We start from the raw sequence: 20,295 nt of genomic DNA on the forward strand, positions 1-20,295 counted from the left end.
GGTCAGCGAACCGTTCAGTACCCGTCAACCACGGCCAGCGCATGCAGTTCGTCGGAGACCCGGTCGGCCAGGTCACGGTCGGTCCACATCGCGCGGACGACGGTCTCTGCGTCCCCCTCGGGAAGGGAGGGCACCATGCACCGGGAGCGCAGGTGGGTCAGCACCGCGTGCTGGCGGCGGGCGAACGGGAGCTCCGGGATGAGGCCCCAGGCGCTGCGGTAGACGTCGTAGCCGTCGAGGACTTCGCCGGTGAACAGCATCACCGGGTCGGAGATGTGCTCACGGGTGTAGTTCGGTTCCTCGGTGCCGTCGATGACGGCGAGCTGGTCGTCATCGAGGAAACTGACCCACATCGAGGTCTCGGCGCCGGCCTGGCGGACCGGTGCGGCGGCGATGTAGCCGCGTGGGCTGACGTGGGCGGTGAAGGCGGTCCTGACATCGCGGACGCAGGCCCGGACGAACGGGACCGTCTGTGAGACGCCGTGTTCCCGCAGCTTGACCTGCATCACCCCCGGCGAGGCATTTGATCCGACGGCGACGACCGGGCGCCGTCCGCCGTCGAGGCCGACTTCGGCGAGGGCGAGGTCCCCGGGGAACCAGCCTTCCGAGGTCAGGGTGCCGGACCGGGTGGGCCAGCGTCCCGGATAGAGCCATGGGGTGACCGTGAGGTCGACACCCATGCAGGACTCGCGTGGTGAAGACATGATGTCTCCGAGGCTACGCTTCCACCCGGGGGTGAGCCACGGTCACACGGCGATCACGCGGTCCGGAATCTCCCCAGCAGCCGCGCGGTCTCCTCGGCGATGACGCGCACCACCTCACCTGCCGGAGCCTGTTGGCGGACCAGGCCGACGGACTGCCCGGCGTGCAGTTTCAGCTCCTCGGCGAACTCCCCACCGGAGGCGCGCGCGGCGATCAGTTCCTCGTCGGTGACGGTGGGGTCACTGTTGTAGCGGTCGACGAAGGCGTTGCGCACCGTGCGTGTGGGCCACCGGGCGATGTCCCAGTCCTGTTGTTCGGCCCGGTCGTAGACACCGGTGAGGACAGTCGTACCACTGCCCGCCTTCACGGCGGCCGCCTTGAGCTCCTCCGAACCCTGGGATTCCGGGGACGCCAGCAACGCGGTACCGATCCACGCCCCGTCCGCCCCGGCCGCGAGAACGGCGGCGACCCCGCGCCCGGTGGCGATACCGCCGGCGACGACCACCGGGACGCCAGGCGCCTGGACGGCGAGGTAGTCGAGGATCTCCTGCATCAACGGCATGGTGCCGAGGCGTCCGGTATGCCCACCGCCGTCGGTGCCCTGGACGCAGAGGACGTCGACATCGGCCGCCAGTGCCTGACGGACCTGCAGCATGTCGTTGACCGGGGCCACGACGCTGATCCCTGCGGCATGGGCGGCGGGCACCCAGGGGCCGGGGTCACCGAAGCCGAGGGAGAGCACGGTCGGGTTGGCCGCCAGTGCCGCCTCGAACTGGGCGGAGACGCCGTTGTTCTCCGCCGCCTGCGCATCGATCGCCCAGATCATCAGGCCGATCCCGAAGCTTCCGCCTGTCCCCGCGACCTCCGCCTCCGTGGCGATCCACTCCGCGGAGGTACGTGCGCCGACCCCGATCATGCCGAGCCCGCCGGCGGCGCTGACCGCGGCAGCGAGGCGTCCTCCTGCCCTTCCCGCCATGGGGGCTCCGACCAGTGGAAGGTCAATCCCCCAGAGTCTGGTCAGGCGTCCGCCGAGGGCGTCGGACGTGCTCGCGTTCATGTGCTGGTCGGGCTGCTGGTAGCCGTCGCGGTAGACCACAGGTGGCCTCCCCTTCCGGAGTTCTCATTCGGAAACTGTCGTCAGTTTTCGGTCGTGTGTCCCGCAGTCTACAGAGGCAGGTTCACCGCGTACTGTATGCTCCCATGGACATGACCGTGAAGAACGCGAAAGACGTCAGCACCGCTCCCCTCGTGGCCCTGGGCCTCATCGGCGGCTGGGTGACCGCCCGGGAGACCGGCATCCGCCCGCTGGGCACCGTCCCGATGATCGCCGCCCTGGGCTGGGCGAACCGCACCTGGATCGCCAAGGGTGGCGCCCCGGTGGCGGTCGGCCTGACCGGCACCTTCCTCGGCGCCTTCGGCGTCTCCCACCCGCTCGCCAAGAAGATGGGTGCCTGGCCGTCCGTCATCACAGTCACCGCCGTCGCCGCCGGTGCGGCGCACTTCCTGTCGGACGCCAAGAAGTAGTCAGGTCCCTCGTCAGGGCCGTCAGGCCACCGCGGTGTACCAGGCGCCGACGGTGTTCTCCGCCAGCTCCCGCAACTCTGCGGTGTGCGGTTCCGGGTCCCCTGTAAAGCACACCGGATCGACCGCCGTATCCCACCCGTAGCCGGTGGTGATGGCGGTCATCGCCTTTTCTGCGCCGGTGGTGTCGTAGCCACCACGGATCCAGTACCCGGCGGGGACGTTGTGCGCGGTGTAGCTCTCATCGTTCGTCACCTCCATGTAGGTCGAGTCGAAGTAGTGCTTCAGTGCACCGGAGATGTACCCGAAGTTGGCGGTGGTCCCGAAAAGCAGGGCGGACGCCCCGAGCAGTTCGGCGGTGTCCGGTTCCAGGGCGTTGCGTTCCCGGACCTCCAGCTGGAGTTCCTCGGGCAGGGTGCTGTTGACCTCGGCAGCGGCCCCCTCTGCGGCGTGGCGCACGGTGTCGGTGATGGCGCGGAGCTTGTCGGTGGGGCTGTGGTGGACGACGAGTAGATAGGGCATACCCCCATCATGCCCGTCATCGTGCACACCGCCCCAGAAAAGTAGTTAGTCTCGGAATATGAGTAGATTCCAGTCACCCCGCACCAACGGCCCCCTGATCCTCCCGTTCAACGGGAAGGCCCCACGCATCCACTCCTCCGCCTACATCGCCCCGAATGCGGTGATCGTCGGTGACGTGGAGATCGCCGAGGACGCCTCCGTCTTCTACGGCGTGGTGGTCCGCGCCGATGTCGGGACGATCCGGATCGGCGCGCGGTCCAATATCCAGGACAACTCCGTCATCCACACCGAGGAGGACAGCCCGACCGTCATCGGTGAGGACGTCACCGTCGGTCACCAGGCACTCGTCCACGCCTGCACCGTCGGCGACGGCACGCTGGTCGGCATGCAGTCCTCACTGCTGAGCCGCTCGGTCATCGGCGCCGGCTGCATCATCGGCGGTGGTGCCGTCGTCCTGGAGGACCAGGAGGTCCCGGACGGCTCGCTGGCCGCCGGGCTGCCGGCGAAGGTGCGTCGGGAGCTGTCCGCCGAAGAGAGGGAGCACCTCATCACCCACGCCGCCGGATACATCGACCTGGCGAAGGCACAGTCGCTACCGGATGACGCACTGAGTCTCGACGAAGTGCGGTTCAACTGAGGATTGAAGAGTCTCCAGGAGTGATCAACAGAAGGAAATAAGAAAAGGTCCGCACAACGAAGTGTGGACCTTTTCAGTGTCTCATGCCATGCCCTGAGACCGGGCGAGTGTGGTCGATCAGTGCGGCGCCTTGCCGATGTCGACGCCCAGGAAGTTCCCGACAGCGTCGAGGATGCGGAAGACGAAGAGGCCGAGATCCTGGATGATGTCGACGCCGGAACCGAGGATGGAACCCATGGTGTGTCCTTTCGGAGAGTCCTGACGGAGTGCCCGCGCAGGAGTTGATTCTGAGTGGTCAAGCGTGGCCAGAGCTTTGTCTGACCACCGTATTTACTCTGCGGAGGGAGCCCCGTCGCCGGCCGAACCGACAACCGCGGTCAGACCCTCACCGAGGGAGATGATGATGTTGCGGATGAGACCGCCGACGGCGTAGAGGACATCCTTGATGAGCTCAGCAGAACTGTCGATCATGGGGGTACCTTTCGATGAAGTGTTCCCCGGAGCTCCGACAGCGTCGAAGTTGCCGCCTGAACCAGTTACCGCGACCCTCTGCAGGATCTCAGTTTCTACGGGAAGAGCCCGCCGGGAAGATGTTATCTTTCACAGCGAGAATCTAGCACCTGAACAAAGGTAGGCATACCTCAGAAAACTGATTACTACCCCCGTCTAATGAAGGGTGGGCTTGCCTAAATCGCTTCCACTCACGTCTCACGCTGCGGAATTGCAGAACCCCCCTGCACCTGTCTCCCTCCCCCCGCTCCGTAGCGGTATCAGGTCAGTTCGCTACGCAGCACCCGCCCCCGGAGAGGCTCACCGGCCATCCGGCGGATCGGCCGGAAGGACATGCTGACCCGTCGCGTCCAGCGTGAGCGCCAGCGACGACACGTACTGCGTCCTCCCGTGCTCGTCAGGAACGGGCGAGGCGACCATGTCCGGTCGCTCACAGGACTCACCGGTGATCGCACAGGTCAGGCGGTCGTCGACCGGGTTGCCGTCGGCGTCGAACATCGGCAGGTCGATACCGTCGTCCACGCGGCGCAGGTAGTAGCGGCCCTTCGTGACGACCGCGGCCAGCGGAGTGACGATCACGGCGATGCCGGCGGCGAACAGCGGGGAGAAGGCGGAGATGCCGTCACCGAAGGCGCCGAAGAACATGGCCACGGAGATGCCGCCGGACAGGATCACCGAGGTGATGCCGACCGGGTTCCAGTCATAGAGCATGCCGCGGCGGAACTCCGGCACTTTCGGAGACAGGCCGAGCAGGTACTTGTTGATGACGATGTCCGCGGCAACGGTGAAGATCCAGGCGATGGCGAGGTTCGAGTAGAAGCTCAGCACGAAGCTCAGGACACTGAACATGTTGAACTCCATCAGCGCCAGGGAGATACCCACGTTGAAGACCACGAACCACACACGACCGGGGTACTTCTTGAACGAGCGTGAGTAGATGTTCGTCCAGGCCAGGGAGCCGCAGTAGGCGTTGGTGGTGTTGATCTTGATCTGGGAGATGACCACGAGGATCACGGCGAGAGTGGTTGCGAGCCAGCCCGGCATCATCTCGCGGTACTCACTCATGAACTGGTTCACCGGTTCGACGGCGATGTCGGTACCCTGGCCCAGCACGGAGATCATGTAGACCGCGAGGAAGATGCCGATGATCTGCTTGGTCGCACCGAGGACGACCCAGCCCGGTCCACCGCAGATCACCGCGGCCCACCAGGACTTCCGGTTGGCGGCGGTCTTCGGCGGCATGAAGCGCAGGTAGTCGATGTTCTCGGCGATCTGGGCGGTCAGGGAGAGACAGACGCCGGCGGCGAGCATCATCGCGGCGAAGGAGACGGATTTGTCGTCCTCACCGGTGTAGTCGAGGAAAGTGCCGACCGAGCCCGGTTCCTGGATGATGAGCACGACCAGGGGGACGAACATCATGACCAACCACAGCGGATTGGTCCACGAGTGCAGTTTCGACAGCAGCTTCATACCGTAGATGACCAGCGGGATGATCATCAGCGAGCTCACGGCGTAGCCGATCCACAGCGGGATGTCCAGGCCGACCTTCAGGCCCTGCGCCATGATCGCACCTTCTGTGGCGAAGAGGATGAAGGTGAAGGACACGAAGATGAGGTTCGTGATGATCGATCCCTTGTAACCGAAGCCGGAGCCGCGGGTGATGAGGTCGAGATCGACGTTGTAGCGGGCGGCGTAGTAGGCCAGCGGGAAGCTCGAGACGAAGATGAGGACCGCCGCGATAAGGACACCACCGATGGCGTTGACGGTGCCGTGCTCGACACCGATGGTCGCGCCGATGGAGAAGTCGGCGAGGTAGGCGATGCCGCCGAGGGCACTGGCGGCGACGGCGGCCGGCGTCCACCTACGATAATGGCGCGGGGCGAAGCGCAGCGAGAAGTCTTCGGTACCGACGGGAGCGGCGTGGTCGACGGCGGAGGCTGGGGACGTACCGGAACCGGGCGCACCCGCCTGCGTGGCCGGTGCCGTGGTGGCGGTCTGCTGAAGCGTGTCCACTGGAGGTGTCATGTCGGGCAACGCTATGGGCGCTGTATTTCATGCGCGTGACCGTATATGTTTCGGTCATGGGTGTAAGCGTCGTTCACCTGGCGCCCCAGGTTACGGGCACGTGAGATGGCGTGGGACGCCGCTGGTCAGGACGGTCGGAACCCGGCAAGTCTGATCTGTCGAAATATCCGGGCAGGAATCCGTGCTCAACGCCGTCTCGGCGGATTCCTGCTCGCAGATTTCGTCTCATCCTAGCGCGGCGTCCACCAATGCCGGCAGGCCGGACGCGGCAGTGGTCCGCAGTGACCAGGTGGACAGCGGTGTGAGGTCGGTGGCTGCCGGACTGATCTCCACGACGGGGACGCCGCGTCGGACCGCCAGCTCCGGCAGGCCCGCCGCCGGGAAGACGACGCCACTGGTACCGACGATGACGACCAGATCGCAGCCGAACATCGAGGCTTCGGCGTCCGCGAAGTCCTGCTCCGGCAGGGACTCACCGAACCACACCACGCCGGGACGCACCGGGCCACCGCACTCCGAACACTCCGGAGGGGTCAGCCGTTCCACGGGCCATGTCGGCAGCTCCGGCTCCGGCGCGGGGCGGTCGCACACCGAGCAGCGGAAGGCCAGAAGGCTGCCGTGGAGGTGGGAGACATCCGTGGAGCCGGCGCGTTCGTGCAGGTCGTCGATGTTCTGGGTGGTGACGTGAAGGTGTGCGTTCCCGTCACCGTCGCCGACCGGGGCGTCCTGCCAGCGGGCGATGGCGAGATGACCGGGACTGGGGACGGCGTCCCGTGCCCGGGCAGCCCGCCACAGGTACCAGGCCCACATGGGGTCGGGGTCGCGTCGCCAGGAGTCGAGAGTGGCCATCGCCTGGGCGTCGACACTGCTCCACAGACCGGTGGTGGCGTCCCGGAAGGTGTCGAGGCCGGAGTCCGCGCTCATGCCGGCGCCGGTGAAGACTTCGACACGGCGGGCGGAGCGCGCGGCGTCCTGCAGGTCGGTGGGGATCGCGACAGAAGTCATGCCCCCCGAGGGTAGTTACCCGGGCACAGTCAACGGCACCCCGGACACGTCGACGTCTCGGGATCGCAGGATGGTCTCGCGGCGGTTTTCCATCCTGCGGTCCCACGATGCCGACACCCTGATCCCCAGTCCTCCGGTTCAGCGTCCAGGCGACGCTCGTCAGCAGCCCGCATGCGCCTCATTGTGCCTCACGCCGCGGGGATCCCGAGGACGGCACCAGTGATAAGCCCCGGCACCACGCCGCTTGTCTCTGCGCCAGACGACAGGGAGTCGCCTCCCCGGAGGATGACACCCCCAATCCAGACCGCCATGACAACGACGAGCACGGTGATCTCCGGAATCAGGCTGCACAGGACATAGTCCTCGGGCAGAACCCACACAAGTACAGCCACCGTGACCAGGAGCGACCAGTACATGTACCGCATCCCCACCGTCTCTGCCCGGGACAGAATCCGTTCCTGATACTCGTCATCGACAGAATCCTCCACACGGCGGATGTAGGTGTCCCCGTAGCTCATGGTCACTTCTCCGTTCCCGATGGTCTGCCGGGACACACCGACCGGTTCCGCCGGATCCGCCGGGGAGAGTTCCTCCCAGCGTCGCCAGCGACGGACCATGTTGGTCGTCTCGGCCGCATACTTCGATGCAGCACCGTTCCTACATACAGGAGGTGGAGACCATGACGACAATGTCCTCCCGCGTCCTCCCGCGTCCTCCCGCGTCCTCCCGCGCATTCAACCAGCACGTGAGCTCCGCCAAGCGCTCCGCGCTGATCCTTCGGTCCGACGCCGGATCGCAGCACAGCGTCCGACCGACCTCTACCTCAGCGTCATCACGGTCATCGAGCTTGAGCCGGGAGTACGCCGGGACGAACGTCGCGACACCATCCAAGGCCGCAGCCTCCGGAACTGGCTCGAGGACGAGGTGATGGACATCTTCGCCTCACGGACTCCCGATACCGATACCGATGCCGCCGTCCGGGCAGCCTCACTCCACGTCCCGGACCCAGCCCCGGAGAGAGACGCACTCATCGCTGCAACGGCCGTTGTCCATGGCCTTACCGTGGCGACCCGCAATACCCGGGATTTCTCATCGAGCGGCATCTCCTGATCAATCCCTGGGAGCAGTAGACCCACCGTACATGCCGACAACGCCGCCACGCCCCGCCCCGGACCCCCGGTTCAACTCACATCCGGCGCAGGTCCACGGCGGGCCGCCCCAGCAGGGCACGGCGGGCCTGGTCGTGCACCGCATCCACGGTCGCCCGCACCGCGACCGGGTCCTCCCCCGCCACACGGACGGTGATTCCGGCGTCGTTGACCATGGTGGACGCTGCGGCGGTGAGGTCATCAGGAGAGGATGCCGCACACCGCTCCACCAGCAGATTCCGGACGGAGGCCAGCAACTCCTTCACGGACACGCCGGCCGAACCAGTGGAACCGGTGGGCCCCGCAGCGCCGGCCGGCGGCACGATGAGCACCGTCCCCCACACCGGCCACCGCGACAGCAGCATTTCCGACCTGCCCGCCCCTGCACCGACCACACACAACGAATCCGAGAGCAGCGGCCGTCCACCCCGCTCGACCCGCCAGCACTGGCCCAGGGCATCGAAGAGGTCCCGCTCCCCACGGGCCAGGCGTCCCGTGAGGATCACGTCCGCGGCGAGCAGCGTCGCGGAATGAGCCAGGGAAACATCCGTGACCTGCAGTAACCGCGCTCCGGCGAAGAGGGTGTTCTGCCCGGGCAGGTACTCGCACACCGCGTCCTCCCCCCCCGTCAGGCTGATCCACTGTGTGGCGAGCCCGGCGTTCATCCGGTGCACCGGCGTACCCGCCGGAGTGGTGACCGTCGCCCGTGCTCCGTCACCGAGTGTGATCCGCTGCCGGATCCGGTCGTTCTGCGCCAGCCCGCCTCCGGTCGACCGGACGTAGACGAACGCCTCGCCGAGATCGGCGGGATCGACGTACAGCGGCCGGGTGAACTGCATCGGCGCCTTGACGTACCTCGAGGTCACACCAGTTTTCTGCATCTCGGACGCAGCATCCACACCCAGTGTCAGATCGAGGACGCCGACCTTGCCGGGGCGTCCCACCGGCTGCACACCGTCGGTGGCAGCGTCCCCGAGGAAAGACGCGAACTCCCACGGCACCGGCGGCGTGAGCGCCACCGGATCGAGACGGGCAGAGCTCACGCCCGGTACCCCTCCAGCGCTGCCGCAAGCTCGGCGATACCCTTTCCTGCCAGGCAGTCGGTGAGCACGACCGGCCTGCCGTCGCGCACCGCGATGGCGTCGGTGTTCATGATGTCGAGGTCACAGCGCACATACTGCGCGATGTCGGTCTTGTTGATGACGAGGATGTCGGACTCGGTGATGCCCGGCCCCCGCTTCTTAGGCATCTTCTGTCCCTCGGCGGTGTCCAGCACGAAGACGAAGACATCCACCAGTGCCGGGGAGAACGTGAGGGTCAGGTTGTCGCCGCCGGACTCGAAGAACACGGTGTCGATCTCCGGATGCTCGTCGATGAGGTCCGCGGCGGCCATGAGGTTCATCGTCGGGTCATCGCGCACGGCGGTGTGCGGGCAGGACCCGGTCTCCACGCCGACGATGCGCTCCGGATCGATGATGCCGTCGAGTTCACGGCGGACGTGGAGGGCGTCCTCCTGGGTGTAGATGTCGTTGGTGATGACGCCGACCTGGCGTCCGGCATCGACGAACAGAGGCACGAGCGCCTCGATGAGGGCGGTCTTGCCGGAACCGACGGGACCGCCGATGCCGATGCGCAGCGGGGAGCCGGAGCCGGTGACGGAATCAGGGGCGGCGGAGGGTGAAGGAGTGGTCATGGTGGTCCTTTCTAACTCATGAACAGGCGGGCGGGGGCGGTCTCGTGCGCGGCGGAGGCGAGGTCGGAGCCGGGACTGGCGCGGCCGAGCAGGCGCCACCGGCCGTAGGTGGGGGACTCCGGGTTCAGTAGATCGGACGCCACAGCCACGCACTGCCGGGCCAGTTCGGCGATCACCGGGTGGGCGGCGGTGATGATGACCTGGGCGTCGACGTGGTCGCACTGCCGCAGTCGCAGCGCCGCACCGGCCCACCCCACGGCGAGCCCGGTGAGTTCCGTGGCGACGGCCTCGGCCGGGGCGAGCCCGTGGGAGGCGTGGATGAGTCCGGCGACGACGGCCTGGTTACCGGGGGTTTCCTTCGCGGCCACCGCGGACGCAAAGGACGCCAGGGGTTCCGGTTGAACCTGCCCCAGCCGGGTCTCGACATCGGTGGTGACCTGCAGCATCTGGCGTCCGACCCGGGCGGATGCCCGACGCAGCTCACCGGTGACCTTCGTCGCCGGGAGTTCGTGGTCGATGGTGATCAGCGTGTCCAGATCCACTGCGCCCGGCGTCGCCGCGGCCGCGGTCGCCACACCGTCGCCGGGTGCGGCGGTGTGCCGCAGATGGTCGATGAGGACGCGCTGCACGGCGTCCGCCCCGGTCACGCGGTGCGCCTGCACAAGCCCCTCGAGTCCGTGGGACAGGGTGTAGCGGCCCGACGGGTACGCCGAATCGGCGTAGGTCATGGCCTGCAGGAACGGAAGCATCGGCGACGTCACAGCACTCAGAACAGGAAGAACTTCTGCGCCAGCGGCAGGGACTCCGCCGGGGCGATGGTCGCGTGAACGCCGTCGACGCTGACCTCGTAGGTGTCCGGGTCGACGCGGATGTCGGCGGTACGGTCGTTGCGGACCATGTCCTTCTTACCGATGCTCCGGGTGTTCCGCACCGGCAGGACTGTCGAGGTCAGGCCCAGCTGTTCGGGGACGCCGGCGTCGATCGCCGCCTGGCTCATGAAGGTGACCCGGGTGGCCTGCAGCGCGGTGCCGTAGTTGGCGAACATGTCGCGGTAGTAGACCGGCTGCGGGGTGGCGAGCGAGGCGTTCGGGTCGCCCATCTGGGCATACGCGATGCGTCCCTGACGCAGCACCAGCCGAGGTTTCGCCCCGAAGGTCTCCACCGGCCAGAGCACCAGGTCGGCGAGCTTGCCGGGCCCGATACTGCCGACATGCTCACCGATACCCTGCGCGATCGCCGGGTTGCACGTGATCTTCGCGACGTAGCGCAGGACACGCTCGTTGTCGTCGCCGTGACCCTTGTCCTCCTCCAGTTCACCGAGTTCCACCTTGCAGTGGTGCGCGGTCTGGAAGGCGCGCTGCCAGGACTCCCCGACGCGCCCCATCGCCTGGGAGTCGGAACTGAAGATACTGATCAGGCCCAGATCGTGGAAGACCGTCTCCGCGGCGATGGTCTCGGCGCGCACCCGCGAGTCGGCGAAGGCGACATCCTCGGGGATGTCGTGGGACAGGTGGTGGCAGACCATCACCATGTCCAGCAGTTCCTCCACCGAGTTCACCGTGTACGGCAGCGTCGGGTTGGTTGACGCCGGCAGCACATTCGCCATCCCGGAGACCCGCAGGATATCCGGGGCGTGGCCGCCGCCGGCGCCCTCGGAGTGGAAGGTGTGGACGGTGCGTCCGCCGAAGGCCCGGGCCGTGGACTCGAAGAAGCCGCCCTCGTTGAGGGTGTCGGTGTGGATCGCGAGCTGCACGTCATACTCGTCGCAGACGTCCATGGCGTTGCGGATGTTCGCCGGGGTCGCACCCCAGTCCTCGTGGATCTTCAGGCCCGCGGCACCGCCGACGATCTGCTCGGCCAGCGCCTCGGGCAGTGCTCCGGAGCCCTTGCCGAGGAAGCCGGTGTTCACCGGCATGCCCTCGGCGGCACGCAGCATGAACTGCACACCGTTCGACCCCGGGGTGCAGGTCGTGCCGAGCGTGCCCTCGGCCGGTCCGGTGCCACCTCCGAAGAAGGTGGTGATGCCGCCGGCGAGACCGTGTTCGGCCTGCTGCGGGGTGATGTAGTGGATGTGGGAGTCCACACCGCCGGCCGTGAGGACGCGGTGCTCACCGGCGATGACCTCGGTGCCCGGGCCGATGACCAGCTCGGGGTCCACACCGTCCTGCGCGTTCGGGTTGCCGGCCTTGCCGATCTTCACGATGCGTCCGTCCCGGATACCGACATCGCCCTTGACCACCCCCGCCACGGCATCGAGCACGATGACGCCGGTGATGACGGTGTCGAGCGCGCCGGTCGCCGCTGTGGCGGTCGGGTCCTGGGCCATGCCGTCACGCACGGCCTTACCGCCGCCGTAGACGGACTCGTCGCCGTAGGCGTCCGCGAGGAAGTCGTGGGTGATGCGGACGGTGAGGTCGGTGTCCGCCAGTCGGACGGTGTCCCCGGTGGTGGGTCCGTAGATCTCCTGGTAGCGGTGTCGGTCGATCGAACTCATCAGTTCAGCTCCTCCGGGAGTGCGTCATTGCTGGCCAGGAAGTCGGGGAGTTTCTCGCACGCGGCGGCCTTCACGGCCGGGTCGTCGAGCGCGCCCTCGGTCAGCCCCGCGAAGCCGTGGAGGACGCGGCGTCCGCCGAAGTCCACCAGGTCGACCTCGCGGGTGTCGCCGGGCTCGAAGCGCACGGCCAGCCCGGAGGGGATGGACAGGTGCATGCCCCAGGCGTCCTCCCGGTTGAAGGAGAGTGCGGGGTTGACCTCGAAGAAGTGGTAGTGGGAACCGACCTGGACGGCACGGTCGCCGGTGTTGGACACCCGCAGTGTGGTGGTACGGCGCCCCGGGTTGAGCTCGATGGTCGGCCCGGCACCCGGTGCGGTGCCGTAGCCGGCGGCGGATCCGGACATGGTGGTTCTCCTGCCTAGTGGTGGTGACTGTGGCCGTGCGAGTGGCCGTGGGAATGCGGGTGCGGGTGGCTGTGCGAACGGTTTTCGTCGCCGTGGGAGTGGGCGAACCCGGTGGCGTGGTCGGCGAGCAGGCCGGCGGCAATGCCGTCGTCATGGTGGTCGTGGGCCAGATGCACTGCCGTGTGCGTCGTCCGTTCCACCGCGGTGGCCAGGGCGGACGCCCGGAACAGTGGTGCTGCCGTACCGGCGTCCTTCCCGAGCGCCAGGTCCACCCGGATCTCGACGATATCGCGGGCACCGAGAAGTCCCAGCCGCTCGCGGGCCTTGTCCGGGGTCGGCCAGGAACCCTCGAAGGCGACCTCGACCTCGAGGTCCTCGGAGAACTGACGGGCCAGGCGCACCCGACGCAGCAGCTCGGCGTCTGCGAAGGGGTCGACGGTCCTCGCGACGAAGAGCACGGCGTCCTTCCCCTGCAGTGACCCGACGGCACGCAGGTGACGCCGCATCTCGGCGATGGCGCGGGTGGCGTCCACCAGCGAGGGACCGAGAATGACCTCGGTCCCGGAGCGTTGCGCCCACTGCAGGGCCTGCGCGGCCTGGGTGACCGAGGTGAGGTCGCGGTCGGTCCCGGCGGGGATGACGACCAGCGGCTGCTCCTGCTGGCGGGCCTGCTCCAGGTAGGGGGCGAGTGCACGGGGGCCGGTGACGACCGGGGTTCCGGTGACTGCGGCCAGTGTGTCCGGGGTCGGTGCCTCGGCGCCGGCGTAGAGGACGGTGATGCTCATGCCTCTCCCCTACTGCCCGATCGGGTCGTGGACGCTGACCAGCTTGGTGCCATCGGGGAACGTCGCCTCGACCTGGATGAGGCTGAGCAGGTCACGCACGCCTTCCTGCACCTGGTCGGGGCCGAGGACCTGTGTGCCGATCTCCATCGCCTCGGCGACGGTGCGTCCGTCCCGGGCAGCCTCGACGACGGCCTCGCTGATCAGCGCGGTCGCCTCCGGGACGTTGAGTGCCAGGCCGCGGGCGAGGCGGCGTCGGGAGACTTCAGCGGCGGTGAACAGGAGGAGTTTCTCCTGCTCCCGGGGAGTGAGATCCATGGCGTCCTTCCGGTCGTTGTACCCCTACGGTACTGCCGGGGCAGGACGCCGTGTGCCGCCGATGACGGGGTTTAACGCCGTCGAAACACGCGGCGCGCGGTGTCCCACACCGTGCTCAGCGCCAGGAAGACCAGACACGTCATGCCGAAGAGCGGGGCGATGGACCCGTAGACCACCAGTGCGGCGCCTAGGAGCAGGGTGCCCGGGGTGGGGCGTCCCCACGCTGCCCGGCGCGGCGGCGCGGCGAGACCGTTTGCAGGACGCCGCATCCACCACATCGCGTAGCCACGGACCACCATCACGATGACCGCCGCGGCGAGCAGTGCCAGGATGATCTGGTTCGGCAGTCCCAGCAGAGTGCCCATGTGCAACTGGATCAGCCAGGCCGAGACCTGCGCCGCCAGCGGCCAGTCCGTGGAATCCAGCCGGTCCGTGACCCGGCCGGTGGCCCCGTCGACGGCGACGGCGTCCGTGGTGAAGCGCCAGGACGCACGGTTCTCGGCGGCCTGCCACGCCTCTCCCTCGGCGGTCGGCGGGGTGAGTGTGACCGGGCTGCGCAGGTCACGGTGTGCGGTGGCGGCGACCCGGTCGACCGCGTCGGGGTCGGTGCCTGTGTCCGTGTCCGTAGCAGATGTCATGCTGTGGCCGGCATGGCCGCCGTGGCCTGCGTGTACTGCGTGTGCTGCGTGTGCTGCGTGGTCAGAACTGTCTGACCGGGCTGCGCCCGTCAGCGTGGTGGAGACCGCAGGTTCGGTCCAACTCAGGTTCTGCCTGAGCTCGGTGATGTTCGCGCCCGCCACCGAGGACCAGGTCAGGCCCGTGACGGTGAGAAACACCAGGCCGACGGCGATGACGGTGCCGGTGGCCCCGTGACGCCGCATCATCCGCGTCCGCCCCGCCCCGTCACGGCGGAACATGCCGGCCACACGGTTGTCACTCTTACGCTGGCGCCGCCACAGGATCACCACCCCACCGACGGCGAGGACGCCGAGCCAGCTCGCCGCGGTCTCCGAGTAGAGCCGGCCGGGTTCGCCGAGCCAGAGATTCCGGTGCCCGTCTGAGATCCACTGGCGGAACGGGAGTGCCGCAGAGCTGCCGTACTGGGTGGTGTCGCCCGTGATCTCACCGGTGTAGGGGTCGACGAAGACCACCCGCAGCGTGGACTCCGGCAGGCCCGGATCATTGAACAGGACGCGGGTGGTCTCGTCGGCGTCCCCGAGCCGGATCCCGGCGAGTGCGAGATCGGGGTACGTCTCCTGTGCAGTGGCGACCTGTTCACTGACCGGCACGGCGACACCGTGCTGTTCCGGGGCGGTGAGCATGTCATGGTTGTTGACCTGCTCGACCGTCGGGGCGACAGCGTAGAACAGGCCGGTAACCGCTGCGACCAGGATCAACGGGGCACAGATGATCCCGGCGAAGAAGTGCAGCCGGGTCAGCAGGCGTGAAATCTGGCGGGAGTTACGCGGAGAGCGGCCGGATGCTTGTCCGGACGGAGCCGGGGCGTCGTCGCCGGCCCCGGAGGAGGGGTGCGTGGTGGTCGTCGTCACGATGGAGATAGTCGGATCCGGTGCGTCCCCGGTTCCCGGCGGTCTTCCCCCGGCCGTCCGGGGGTGCACGGGCCTTCCGTATAGTTGTCCACTGGAAACAGCGACGACAACAGAGGAAGACGACATGTCTGATCAGTCCGGAGACTCCTGGGGTGAACCGCAGAATCCGCAGAACCCCTACGGGCAGGACCCGCAGCAGGGGCAGCCGGGCCAGCCCGGCCAGGCGTGGCAGCAGGGGCAGGGCCTGGACCCCTCCCAGTGGGGCCAGCAGCCGTCCGACCAGCCCTCACCGAAGAAGAAGACCGGCCTGATCATCGGCGGTGTCATCGCCGCGGTCGTTGTCATCTGCGCCGTCGTGGCCGCCTACTTCCTCATCGGCGGTGACGACGACGGTGACGAGGACCGCATGCACGAAATCGCAGAGTCCTTCACCGAGGTCGAGACCGTCGACGACTACCTCGACTGGGGCAGCGACCACCTGGTGGACGCCGTCTACCAGCAGGAGAAAGAGCAGATCGCGTCCTTCAGCGACGACGGGAAAGCCGAGGTCGAGGACTACTTCGCCCGCGGCGTCGATGTCGGCCGGACCGAGGAGCCCGCCGAAGCCGAGGTCGACAACCTCGCCGACGAGGACATTGACGGCATGAACGAGGCCCTGGAACGCACCGATATCGACGAGGACACCCTGCGTTCCTCCCGCCTCGTCTACATCACCGACGAGAACGGCGACGACGTCATGAGTCTTCTCTTCATGAAGCTCGACGACAAGGTCCAGGTCGCCGGCGTCACCCAGGAAGGCACCACCCAGGAGTGACGCCGGTCGGCGGCGGGTCGGCGCCCTGCGGTCCTCACACCCGGAACATGACCAGGTAGGACAGGTACACCAGGTAGCTGAGCACCAGCAGCAGCCCTTCACGCCTGGTCACCCGGCGGCCGGTGCGGAACATCGTCGCCACCAGAAGTGACACACCGAGCATCACCGGCATGTCGACCTGCAGGACCACGGACTCCACGGGGATGGCGTCCGGGGATATGACCACGGTCAGTCCCAGGATGAAGACGATGTTGTAGACACTGGAACCGATGAGATTGCCGACCGCCATCGACGCATGGCCACGCATCGTCGCCACGACCGAGGTGACCAGTTCGGGGGCGGAGGTACCGATCGCCACGACAGTCAGGCCGATGAGCGTGTCCGAGACCCCGAGTTCCGAGGCGATGTCGATGGCGCCGGTGACCAGCCAGTCCGCGCCGAGGATGACGGTCCCGATACCGACGACCAGGTAGGCGATGTCGCGGAGAATGCTGAGCCACCCGGGGCGTCCTGCGGTGTCTGCGGCTGCGGCCGCGTCCGTGCCGGCCTCCACCACATTGTCCGGGGCTGCTGCAGGCTCCGGACGTCGGGCCTGCTGCCGGACGTACCAGAGGATCAACCCGGTGTAGATCACACCGACGACCAGCAGGAGGACGCCGGACGTACGCCCCAGACTCCCGCCGAGCGAGAGCAGGAGCAGCAGAGCGGCGACGATGACGACGGCCGGCAGGTCGAGCCGCATGGTCTGGCGTCCGGAACGGATCGGACGCATCGCCGCGCTGATGCCGAGGATCAGCAGCAGGTTCACGATATTCGTGCCGACGATATTGCCGGTGACCAGGCCGGTACTGCCACGCAGGGCGGCGTCGATCCCGACGGCGAGTTCCGGCAGGCTGCTGCCGATCGCCACCACGGTCAGCCCGACGACCATGGGAGAGATCCCCATCCGTACCGACACCGCTGTGGCGCCCCTGACCAGGAGTTCACCGCCGACGACGAGGACGGCGAAACCGAGGATCAGAAGTATCCAGCTCATGAGGTGTGGTGTCCGTGAGCGCGGTCGTGGTCGTGGTCGAGCGCGTGGTCGTGCGAGTGGGTGCCGCCGAGATGGTGCAGCAGCCGGTGGACGCGCTCATCCGTCAGCGCGTAGCGCATCATCCTGCCGTCACGGGTCGCGGTGACGATCCCTGCGGTGGTCAGGAGCCTGAGCGCGGCGGACGCGGTGGCGGTCTTCACCCCGGCGCGGTCCGCGAGCTCGGACATGCTCAGCGTCCCCGGCCCCTCGTAGTGCAGCAGCGTGAGAAGCCGCAGGCGGGTGGGGTCACCGAGCAGACGGAAGGTGTCCGCCCAGTCGTCGGACAGGGTGCACAGGTGGGTGAGCTCATCGCTCTGCGCGTCCTGCGCGTGAGCGTCCTGCGCGTGATACTGTCCGTCGCCGCCGGTCATGGCTCCGTAGTGTAGCCGGACCTGCCGAGGGGACGGTGCCGTACACGATCGTGACGGATCCGCATCCTGCGTACAACGCATATGCCCGAAACGTCATGATCGTGTGCGCGGGCGGCTGCTCACAGGTCCGCCAGCGCCTCGGCGATGAGTGCGCGGGAGTGGCTGCGCAGCTCCGGGTCATTCAGGGCGTCCTGCACCATGATCTCGGTGACGCCGAACTCCTCGACGAACGGTCGCAGTTGGTCACGCAGCGAGTCCGGCGTCCCGGCGAGACACTGCGGCAGCATGAGACCCTCGACATGGGCCGGTGCGTCCTTCTCCTCGGTGGTGAGGTGGTCGCCGGCCTCCGCCAGCAGCGGCACCGGACCGGGCCTCCCGGCGCGCAGGTCCGCCCACATCGCCCGGTTCGGCCAGGTCAGGGTGAGTGCCTCCTCCTCGGTCGGCGCGGCGACGATGTTCAGCGCGAGGATGATCTGCGGCGTCCCCGGGCCGAAGGGTGTGGCGGTGAAGTTCTCCCGGTAGGCACGCAGCGCCGCCTTCGCCGCACGCGGGTTGATGAAGCCGGCGAAGGCGTAGCCGATGCCCAGCTGACCGGCGAATCCCGCGCTGCTCCCGGAGGAGCCGAGGGTGAAAACCTCCGGGACGGAGTCGATGCCGTGGGTCGGGTCGAGCGTGGCGAAGGGGTGCTTCTCGCCGAAGGCGTGATGGTAGTAGGCGAGGATCTCCTGGACCTGGTCACCGTAGTCGTCTCGCCGTGCCGAGCTCCGGTCGCGCTGGAGTGCGGCGTCCGCCACCGGGCCACCGGTCGCGCGCCCCAGGCCGAGGTCGATGCGCCCGGGGAAAAGTGCCTCAAGCTGCAGGAAACGCTCGGCGACGGAGTACGGGCTGTAGTGGTTGAGCAGCACCGCGCCGGAGCCGACACGGATACGGTCGGTGCGCTCGGCGGCCAGGGCGATGAGCTGCTCCGGGACCTGGGACGCGTAGCCGGTGGCGTTGTGGTGCTCAGCGAACCAGATGCGGTGGTATCCGAGCTGCTCGGCCTCGACGGCGGCGTCCAGCGCGCGGGTCAGGGCCTCGTGCTTGGTGTGTCCGGGCGTGACGGGTGCGAGTTCGACGAGGGAGTACTTCATGGGTTCCAGTGTGGCCCTGTCGGCTGTTCGGTGCCGTTACCCTTGCACCCCATGGACCACTTCTTCAGCCCTGACCTCCACCGGTCGACCGCACCGTTCTCGCACGCCGTCACCCACGACGGGCTCGTCCACACCGCCGGCATCATCGGGTAGCACGTCGCGTCCGGCGCCGTGGTCTCCGCGGATGTCGCTGAGCAGTGCTCCGCAATGCTCGCCAATCTCGGCGTTCTGCTGGACGGCACCGGGACCCGACGGGAGGACGCCGTGCGCACCACCGTGTATCTCACGGACTACGAGGACTTTGCGGTGATCAACGAGGTCTACGGCGAGTGGTTCACCTCGCCGTACCCGGCGCGCACCACACTCCAGGTCGCTGCGCTCCCTCTCGGCGCCAAGGTGCAGATCGACGCGGTGTTCCGGGCGCCTGCTGTCACCGGGGCGTCCTGACCTTGGGTCTGGCGTCCGGAGGTTTCCCGTCGCGCAACGGCAGGAAATCGACCTCAGGACGCTACGCACAAGGTCAAGACACATCCTCCGGCGGATAGGTCGGAGCACGGTTGCAGATTGACTCGAACTCCTCGCGGGAAACGTCTTCAGGGGCATAGAGCCCTCCGCACAGGCCTTCCGCACGAATTGATCTCTGAGCTTCGGGCGTGTTCGTGCATTCCTCCGCGCACCTCATGGTGCCGTCGGACCACTGAGCTGGCCCGGGGGCTCCCTGCAGACACTCCACGACGTACGGTTCCCCCACACTCACCGCCGGTTCCGCTGCACTCGCTGCAGGTTCTTCCGCACTCTCGACCGCAGGTGCCGCCACCGATGACTGCCGGTACTCGGTGACCTCGTAGGCGACATCCCCGAGGTTGCTGATGTCCGTCGAACTGTTGAACCGGAACTGCGGGGTGTCGCAGTTCGTGGTGAGGATCCATCCGTCGGACAGGGTGAGACTCGCGTCGATGTTGTTCGCCGCGTTGCGCAGTTGAGCGTCCAGCAGGACGTCCTCGTTCACCGAACGGAAGGTCACGAGGTACATCGCGATCCCACAGTTGTTCATTGACGCCGGGAACCGGGAATGATCCTCATCGGTGACGGGTGTCGCGTCCTGACCTTCAAAGACGCGCAGCATCCCGTTCCAGGACCGGTTCTTCACGTAGTCACCCCAGGCCTCGACCGCCTCCGGCACCGGGGCGGGGTTCACGCTCTGCACGCCGGCGTTCTCGAGCAGCGCGACGGAGTCAGTCCCGGGCCGCTCCTCACTCCCCGTGTCCTGCACTGCGGACGTCGACGCAGAGGCAGGACCCGTGGCCGAATCATCGTCTTCTCCCCTGCCCCAGATCAACCAGGCGCCGACCGTCGCCACCACGACGATGAGCACCACGGGCAGTGCGATGATCAGCCGCGACTGCCCTGTCGTCGGACGTCGCCCGGAGTCTGCTCCGGCGAAGGGATTACCGGGACTGTTGTTCTGTTCCTGAAACGTCACGCAGGCACAATAGTCAGACACCCTCTTTTCATTACGGGCAGGTAAAATCTTCATTCAAACGGTCGATTGAATGTGCAACTGAGCGGACGCGAGGGCTAGCGTCAGGGCGGT

Annotated in this window: 24 protein-coding genes and 1 pseudogene; 5 read left to right on the forward strand and 20 right to left on the reverse strand. The window is 67.5% G+C overall.

The window, feature by feature from the left end; all coding sequences use genetic code 11:
• Positions 1 to 14: 14 nt before the first annotated feature.
• Positions 15 to 704 carry a hypothetical protein gene (locus Q0A27_RS07475; RefSeq protein WP_291474431.1) on the reverse strand — a complete coding sequence of 230 codons (690 nt, stop codon included), beginning with the start codon at positions 702 to 704 and terminating at the stop codon, positions 15 to 17.
• 53 nt (positions 705 to 757) lie between these two features.
• Positions 758 to 1,759: a nitronate monooxygenase family protein gene (locus Q0A27_RS07480; protein ID WP_291474549.1), complete on the reverse strand. Its 1,002-nt coding sequence runs from the start codon at positions 1,757 to 1,759 to the stop codon at positions 758 to 760.
• Between the two features lie 143 nt (positions 1,760 to 1,902).
• On the opposite strand from Q0A27_RS07480, the gene Q0A27_RS07485 reads away from it, so the two are divergent.
• Complete coding sequence (locus tag Q0A27_RS07485) at positions 1,903 to 2,226, forward strand: hypothetical protein (RefSeq protein WP_291474432.1); 324 nt, start codon at positions 1,903 to 1,905, stop codon at positions 2,224 to 2,226.
• Positions 2,227 to 2,247: 21 nt separating this feature from the next.
• Here the strand turns inward: Q0A27_RS07485 and Q0A27_RS07490 are convergent, their stop codons facing one another.
• Positions 2,248 to 2,745, reverse strand: coding sequence for a flavodoxin family protein (locus Q0A27_RS07490; protein WP_291474433.1), 498 nt, complete (start codon positions 2,743 to 2,745; stop codon positions 2,248 to 2,250).
• 58 nt (positions 2,746 to 2,803) lie between these two features.
• On the opposite strand from Q0A27_RS07490, the gene Q0A27_RS07495 reads away from it, so the two are divergent.
• Positions 2,804 to 3,382: a gamma carbonic anhydrase family protein gene (locus tag Q0A27_RS07495; protein ID WP_291474434.1), complete on the forward strand. Its 579-nt coding sequence runs from the start codon at positions 2,804 to 2,806 to the stop codon at positions 3,380 to 3,382.
• 330 nt (positions 3,383 to 3,712) lie between these two features.
• Here the strand turns inward: Q0A27_RS07495 and Q0A27_RS07500 are convergent, their stop codons facing one another.
• The 5 genes and pseudogenes from Q0A27_RS07500 to Q0A27_RS07520 form a co-directional block, all read right to left on the reverse strand.
• Positions 3,713 to 3,853: a hypothetical protein gene (locus tag Q0A27_RS07500; RefSeq protein WP_291474435.1), complete on the reverse strand. Its 141-nt coding sequence runs from the start codon at positions 3,851 to 3,853 to the stop codon at positions 3,713 to 3,715.
• Positions 3,854 to 4,192: 339 nt separating this feature from the next.
• Positions 4,193 to 5,917, reverse strand: coding sequence for a hypothetical protein (locus tag Q0A27_RS07505; protein ID WP_291474436.1), 1,725 nt, complete (start codon positions 5,915 to 5,917; stop codon positions 4,193 to 4,195).
• 225 nt (positions 5,918 to 6,142) lie between these two features.
• The gene (locus Q0A27_RS07510; RefSeq protein ID WP_291474437.1) at positions 6,143 to 6,922 is read right to left on the reverse strand and encodes an NAD-dependent deacylase; all 780 of its coding nucleotides are present in this window, start codon (positions 6,920 to 6,922) and stop codon (positions 6,143 to 6,145) included.
• A gap of 188 nt (positions 6,923 to 7,110) precedes the next feature.
• Entirely contained in the window at positions 7,111 to 7,440 is a 330-nt protein-coding gene (locus Q0A27_RS07515) for a hypothetical protein (RefSeq protein ID WP_291474557.1), read from the reverse strand.
• A 6-nt stretch (positions 7,441 to 7,446) separates the two neighbouring features.
• Positions 7,447 to 7,539 (reverse strand): annotated as a pseudogene (locus Q0A27_RS07520) (transcriptional regulator); the annotation flags it as partial.
• Here Q0A27_RS07520 and Q0A27_RS07525 point away from each other — a divergent pair.
• Entirely contained in the window at positions 7,538 to 8,032 is a 495-nt protein-coding gene (locus Q0A27_RS07525; protein WP_291474438.1) for a PIN domain-containing protein, read from the forward strand. The pseudogene Q0A27_RS07520 and the gene Q0A27_RS07525 sit on opposite strands and share 2 nt — an antisense overlap.
• Before the next feature lie 76 nt (positions 8,033 to 8,108).
• Here Q0A27_RS07525 and Q0A27_RS07530 read toward each other — a convergent pair whose 3' ends face one another.
• The 8 genes from Q0A27_RS07530 to Q0A27_RS07565 all read right to left on the reverse strand — a co-directional run bounded on the left by Q0A27_RS07530 (position 8,109) and on the right by Q0A27_RS07565 (position 15,212).
• Positions 8,109 to 9,113 (reverse strand): urease accessory protein UreD, encoded by a 1,005-nt coding sequence (locus Q0A27_RS07530; protein ID WP_291474439.1) that lies wholly within the window; start codon positions 9,111 to 9,113, stop codon positions 8,109 to 8,111.
• The gene (ureG, locus tag Q0A27_RS07535) at positions 9,110 to 9,763 is read right to left on the reverse strand and encodes an urease accessory protein UreG (protein WP_291474440.1); all 654 of its coding nucleotides are present in this window, start codon (positions 9,761 to 9,763) and stop codon (positions 9,110 to 9,112) included. Before ureG ends, Q0A27_RS07530 begins: the two co-directional genes overlap by 4 nt.
• A gap of 11 nt (positions 9,764 to 9,774) precedes the next feature.
• Positions 9,775 to 10,524, reverse strand: a complete 750-nt coding sequence (locus Q0A27_RS07540; protein WP_291474441.1) for an urease accessory protein UreF — start codon at positions 10,522 to 10,524, stop codon at positions 9,775 to 9,777.
• A 5-nt stretch (positions 10,525 to 10,529) separates the two neighbouring features.
• Entirely contained in the window at positions 10,530 to 12,257 is a 1,728-nt protein-coding gene (ureC, locus tag Q0A27_RS07545; RefSeq protein ID WP_291474442.1) for an urease subunit alpha, read from the reverse strand.
• Positions 12,257 to 12,661 carry an urease subunit beta gene (locus tag Q0A27_RS07550; RefSeq protein ID WP_291474443.1) on the reverse strand — a complete coding sequence of 135 codons (405 nt, stop codon included), beginning with the start codon at positions 12,659 to 12,661 and terminating at the stop codon, positions 12,257 to 12,259. Before Q0A27_RS07550 ends, ureC begins: the two co-directional genes overlap by 1 nt.
• Before the next feature lie 14 nt (positions 12,662 to 12,675).
• Positions 12,676 to 13,446, reverse strand: coding sequence for a hypothetical protein (locus Q0A27_RS07555; RefSeq protein WP_291474444.1), 771 nt, complete (start codon positions 13,444 to 13,446; stop codon positions 12,676 to 12,678).
• Positions 13,447 to 13,455: 9 nt separating this feature from the next.
• Positions 13,456 to 13,761, reverse strand: a complete 306-nt coding sequence (locus Q0A27_RS07560) for an urease subunit gamma (protein WP_014011090.1) — start codon at positions 13,759 to 13,761, stop codon at positions 13,456 to 13,458.
• Between the two features lie 71 nt (positions 13,762 to 13,832).
• Positions 13,833 to 15,212: a PepSY domain-containing protein gene (locus tag Q0A27_RS07565; protein ID WP_291474550.1), complete on the reverse strand. Its 1,380-nt coding sequence runs from the start codon at positions 15,210 to 15,212 to the stop codon at positions 13,833 to 13,835.
• A 223-nt stretch (positions 15,213 to 15,435) separates the two neighbouring features.
• Between Q0A27_RS07565 and Q0A27_RS07570 the strand changes: the two genes are divergently transcribed.
• Positions 15,436 to 16,125, forward strand: a complete 690-nt coding sequence (locus Q0A27_RS07570) for a hypothetical protein (protein WP_291474445.1) — start codon at positions 15,436 to 15,438, stop codon at positions 16,123 to 16,125.
• A 34-nt stretch (positions 16,126 to 16,159) separates the two neighbouring features.
• Here the strand turns inward: Q0A27_RS07570 and Q0A27_RS07575 are convergent, their stop codons facing one another.
• From Q0A27_RS07575 to Q0A27_RS07585, 3 genes are all read right to left on the reverse strand, one after another.
• Entirely contained in the window at positions 16,160 to 17,161 is a 1,002-nt protein-coding gene (locus Q0A27_RS07575) for a calcium/sodium antiporter (protein ID WP_291474446.1), read from the reverse strand.
• A complete protein-coding gene (locus Q0A27_RS07580) occupies positions 17,158 to 17,571 on the reverse strand; it encodes a helix-turn-helix transcriptional regulator (RefSeq protein WP_291474447.1) in 414 nt (137 codons plus the stop codon). The genes Q0A27_RS07575 and Q0A27_RS07580 overlap by 4 nt, the downstream gene beginning before the upstream one ends.
• Before the next feature lie 119 nt (positions 17,572 to 17,690).
• Positions 17,691 to 18,701 (reverse strand): MsnO8 family LLM class oxidoreductase, encoded by a 1,011-nt coding sequence (locus tag Q0A27_RS07585; protein ID WP_291474448.1) that lies wholly within the window; start codon positions 18,699 to 18,701, stop codon positions 17,691 to 17,693.
• Positions 18,702 to 18,872: 171 nt separating this feature from the next.
• On the opposite strand from Q0A27_RS07585, the gene Q0A27_RS07590 reads away from it, so the two are divergent.
• On the forward strand, positions 18,873 to 19,148 hold the full coding sequence (locus tag Q0A27_RS07590) for a Rid family hydrolase (RefSeq protein ID WP_291474449.1): 276 nt from the start codon (positions 18,873 to 18,875) through the stop codon (positions 19,146 to 19,148).
• Positions 19,149 to 19,221: 73 nt separating this feature from the next.
• On the opposite strand, the gene Q0A27_RS07595 is transcribed toward Q0A27_RS07590, so the two are convergent.
• A complete protein-coding gene (locus Q0A27_RS07595; protein WP_291474450.1) occupies positions 19,222 to 20,184 on the reverse strand; it encodes a hypothetical protein in 963 nt (320 codons plus the stop codon).
• Positions 20,185 to 20,295: the final 111 nt, after the last annotated feature.

The sequence above is a fragment of the Corynebacterium sp. genome (genome assembly GCF_022712275.1).
Taxonomy (GTDB): domain Bacteria; phylum Actinomycetota; class Actinomycetes; order Mycobacteriales; family Mycobacteriaceae; genus Corynebacterium.

Bases quoted from the DNA above. Each gene is read 5' to 3' on its own strand.
- Q0A27_RS07500 (WP_291474435.1), bottom strand. From the start codon at position 3,853: ATGATCGACAGTTCTGCTGAGCTCATCAAGGATGTCCTCTACGCCGTC.
- Q0A27_RS07585 (WP_291474448.1), bottom strand. From the start codon at position 18,701: ATGAAGTACTCCCTCGTCGAACTCGCACCCGTCACGCCCGGACACACC.
- Q0A27_RS07505 (WP_291474436.1), bottom strand. From the start codon at position 5,917: ATGACACCTCCAGTGGACACGCTTCAGCAGACCGCCACCACGGCACCG.
- Q0A27_RS07480 (WP_291474549.1), bottom strand. From the start codon at position 1,759: ATGAACGCGAGCACGTCCGACGCCCTCGGCGGACGCCTGACCAGACTC.
- ureG (WP_291474440.1), bottom strand. From the start codon at position 9,763: ATGACCACTCCTTCACCCTCCGCCGCCCCTGATTCCGTCACCGGCTCC.
- Q0A27_RS07525 (WP_291474438.1), top strand. From the start codon at position 7,538: ATGTTGGTCGTCTCGGCCGCATACTTCGATGCAGCACCGTTCCTACAT.
- ureC (WP_291474442.1), bottom strand. From the start codon at position 12,257: ATGAGTTCGATCGACCGACACCGCTACCAGGAGATCTACGGACCCACC.
- Q0A27_RS07475 (WP_291474431.1), bottom strand. From the start codon at position 704: ATGTCTTCACCACGCGAGTCCTGCATGGGTGTCGACCTCACGGTCACC.
- Q0A27_RS07495 (WP_291474434.1), top strand. From the start codon at position 2,804: ATGAGTAGATTCCAGTCACCCCGCACCAACGGCCCCCTGATCCTCCCG.
- Q0A27_RS07510 (WP_291474437.1), bottom strand. From the start codon at position 6,922: ATGACTTCTGTCGCGATCCCCACCGACCTGCAGGACGCCGCGCGCTCC.
- Q0A27_RS07560 (WP_014011090.1), bottom strand. From the start codon at position 13,761: ATGGATCTCACTCCCCGGGAGCAGGAGAAACTCCTCCTGTTCACCGCC.
- Q0A27_RS07570 (WP_291474445.1), top strand. From the start codon at position 15,436: ATGTCTGATCAGTCCGGAGACTCCTGGGGTGAACCGCAGAATCCGCAG.
- Q0A27_RS07555 (WP_291474444.1), bottom strand. From the start codon at position 13,446: ATGAGCATCACCGTCCTCTACGCCGGCGCCGAGGCACCGACCCCGGAC.
- Q0A27_RS07575 (WP_291474446.1), bottom strand. From the start codon at position 17,161: ATGAGCTGGATACTTCTGATCCTCGGTTTCGCCGTCCTCGTCGTCGGC.
- Q0A27_RS07515 (WP_291474557.1), bottom strand. From the start codon at position 7,440: ATGAGCTACGGGGACACCTACATCCGCCGTGTGGAGGATTCTGTCGAT.
- Q0A27_RS07550 (WP_291474443.1), bottom strand. From the start codon at position 12,661: ATGTCCGGATCCGCCGCCGGCTACGGCACCGCACCGGGTGCCGGGCCG.
- Q0A27_RS07485 (WP_291474432.1), top strand. From the start codon at position 1,903: ATGGACATGACCGTGAAGAACGCGAAAGACGTCAGCACCGCTCCCCTC.
- Q0A27_RS07490 (WP_291474433.1), bottom strand. From the start codon at position 2,745: ATGCCCTATCTACTCGTCGTCCACCACAGCCCCACCGACAAGCTCCGC.
- Q0A27_RS07580 (WP_291474447.1), bottom strand. From the start codon at position 17,571: ATGACCGGCGGCGACGGACAGTATCACGCGCAGGACGCTCACGCGCAG.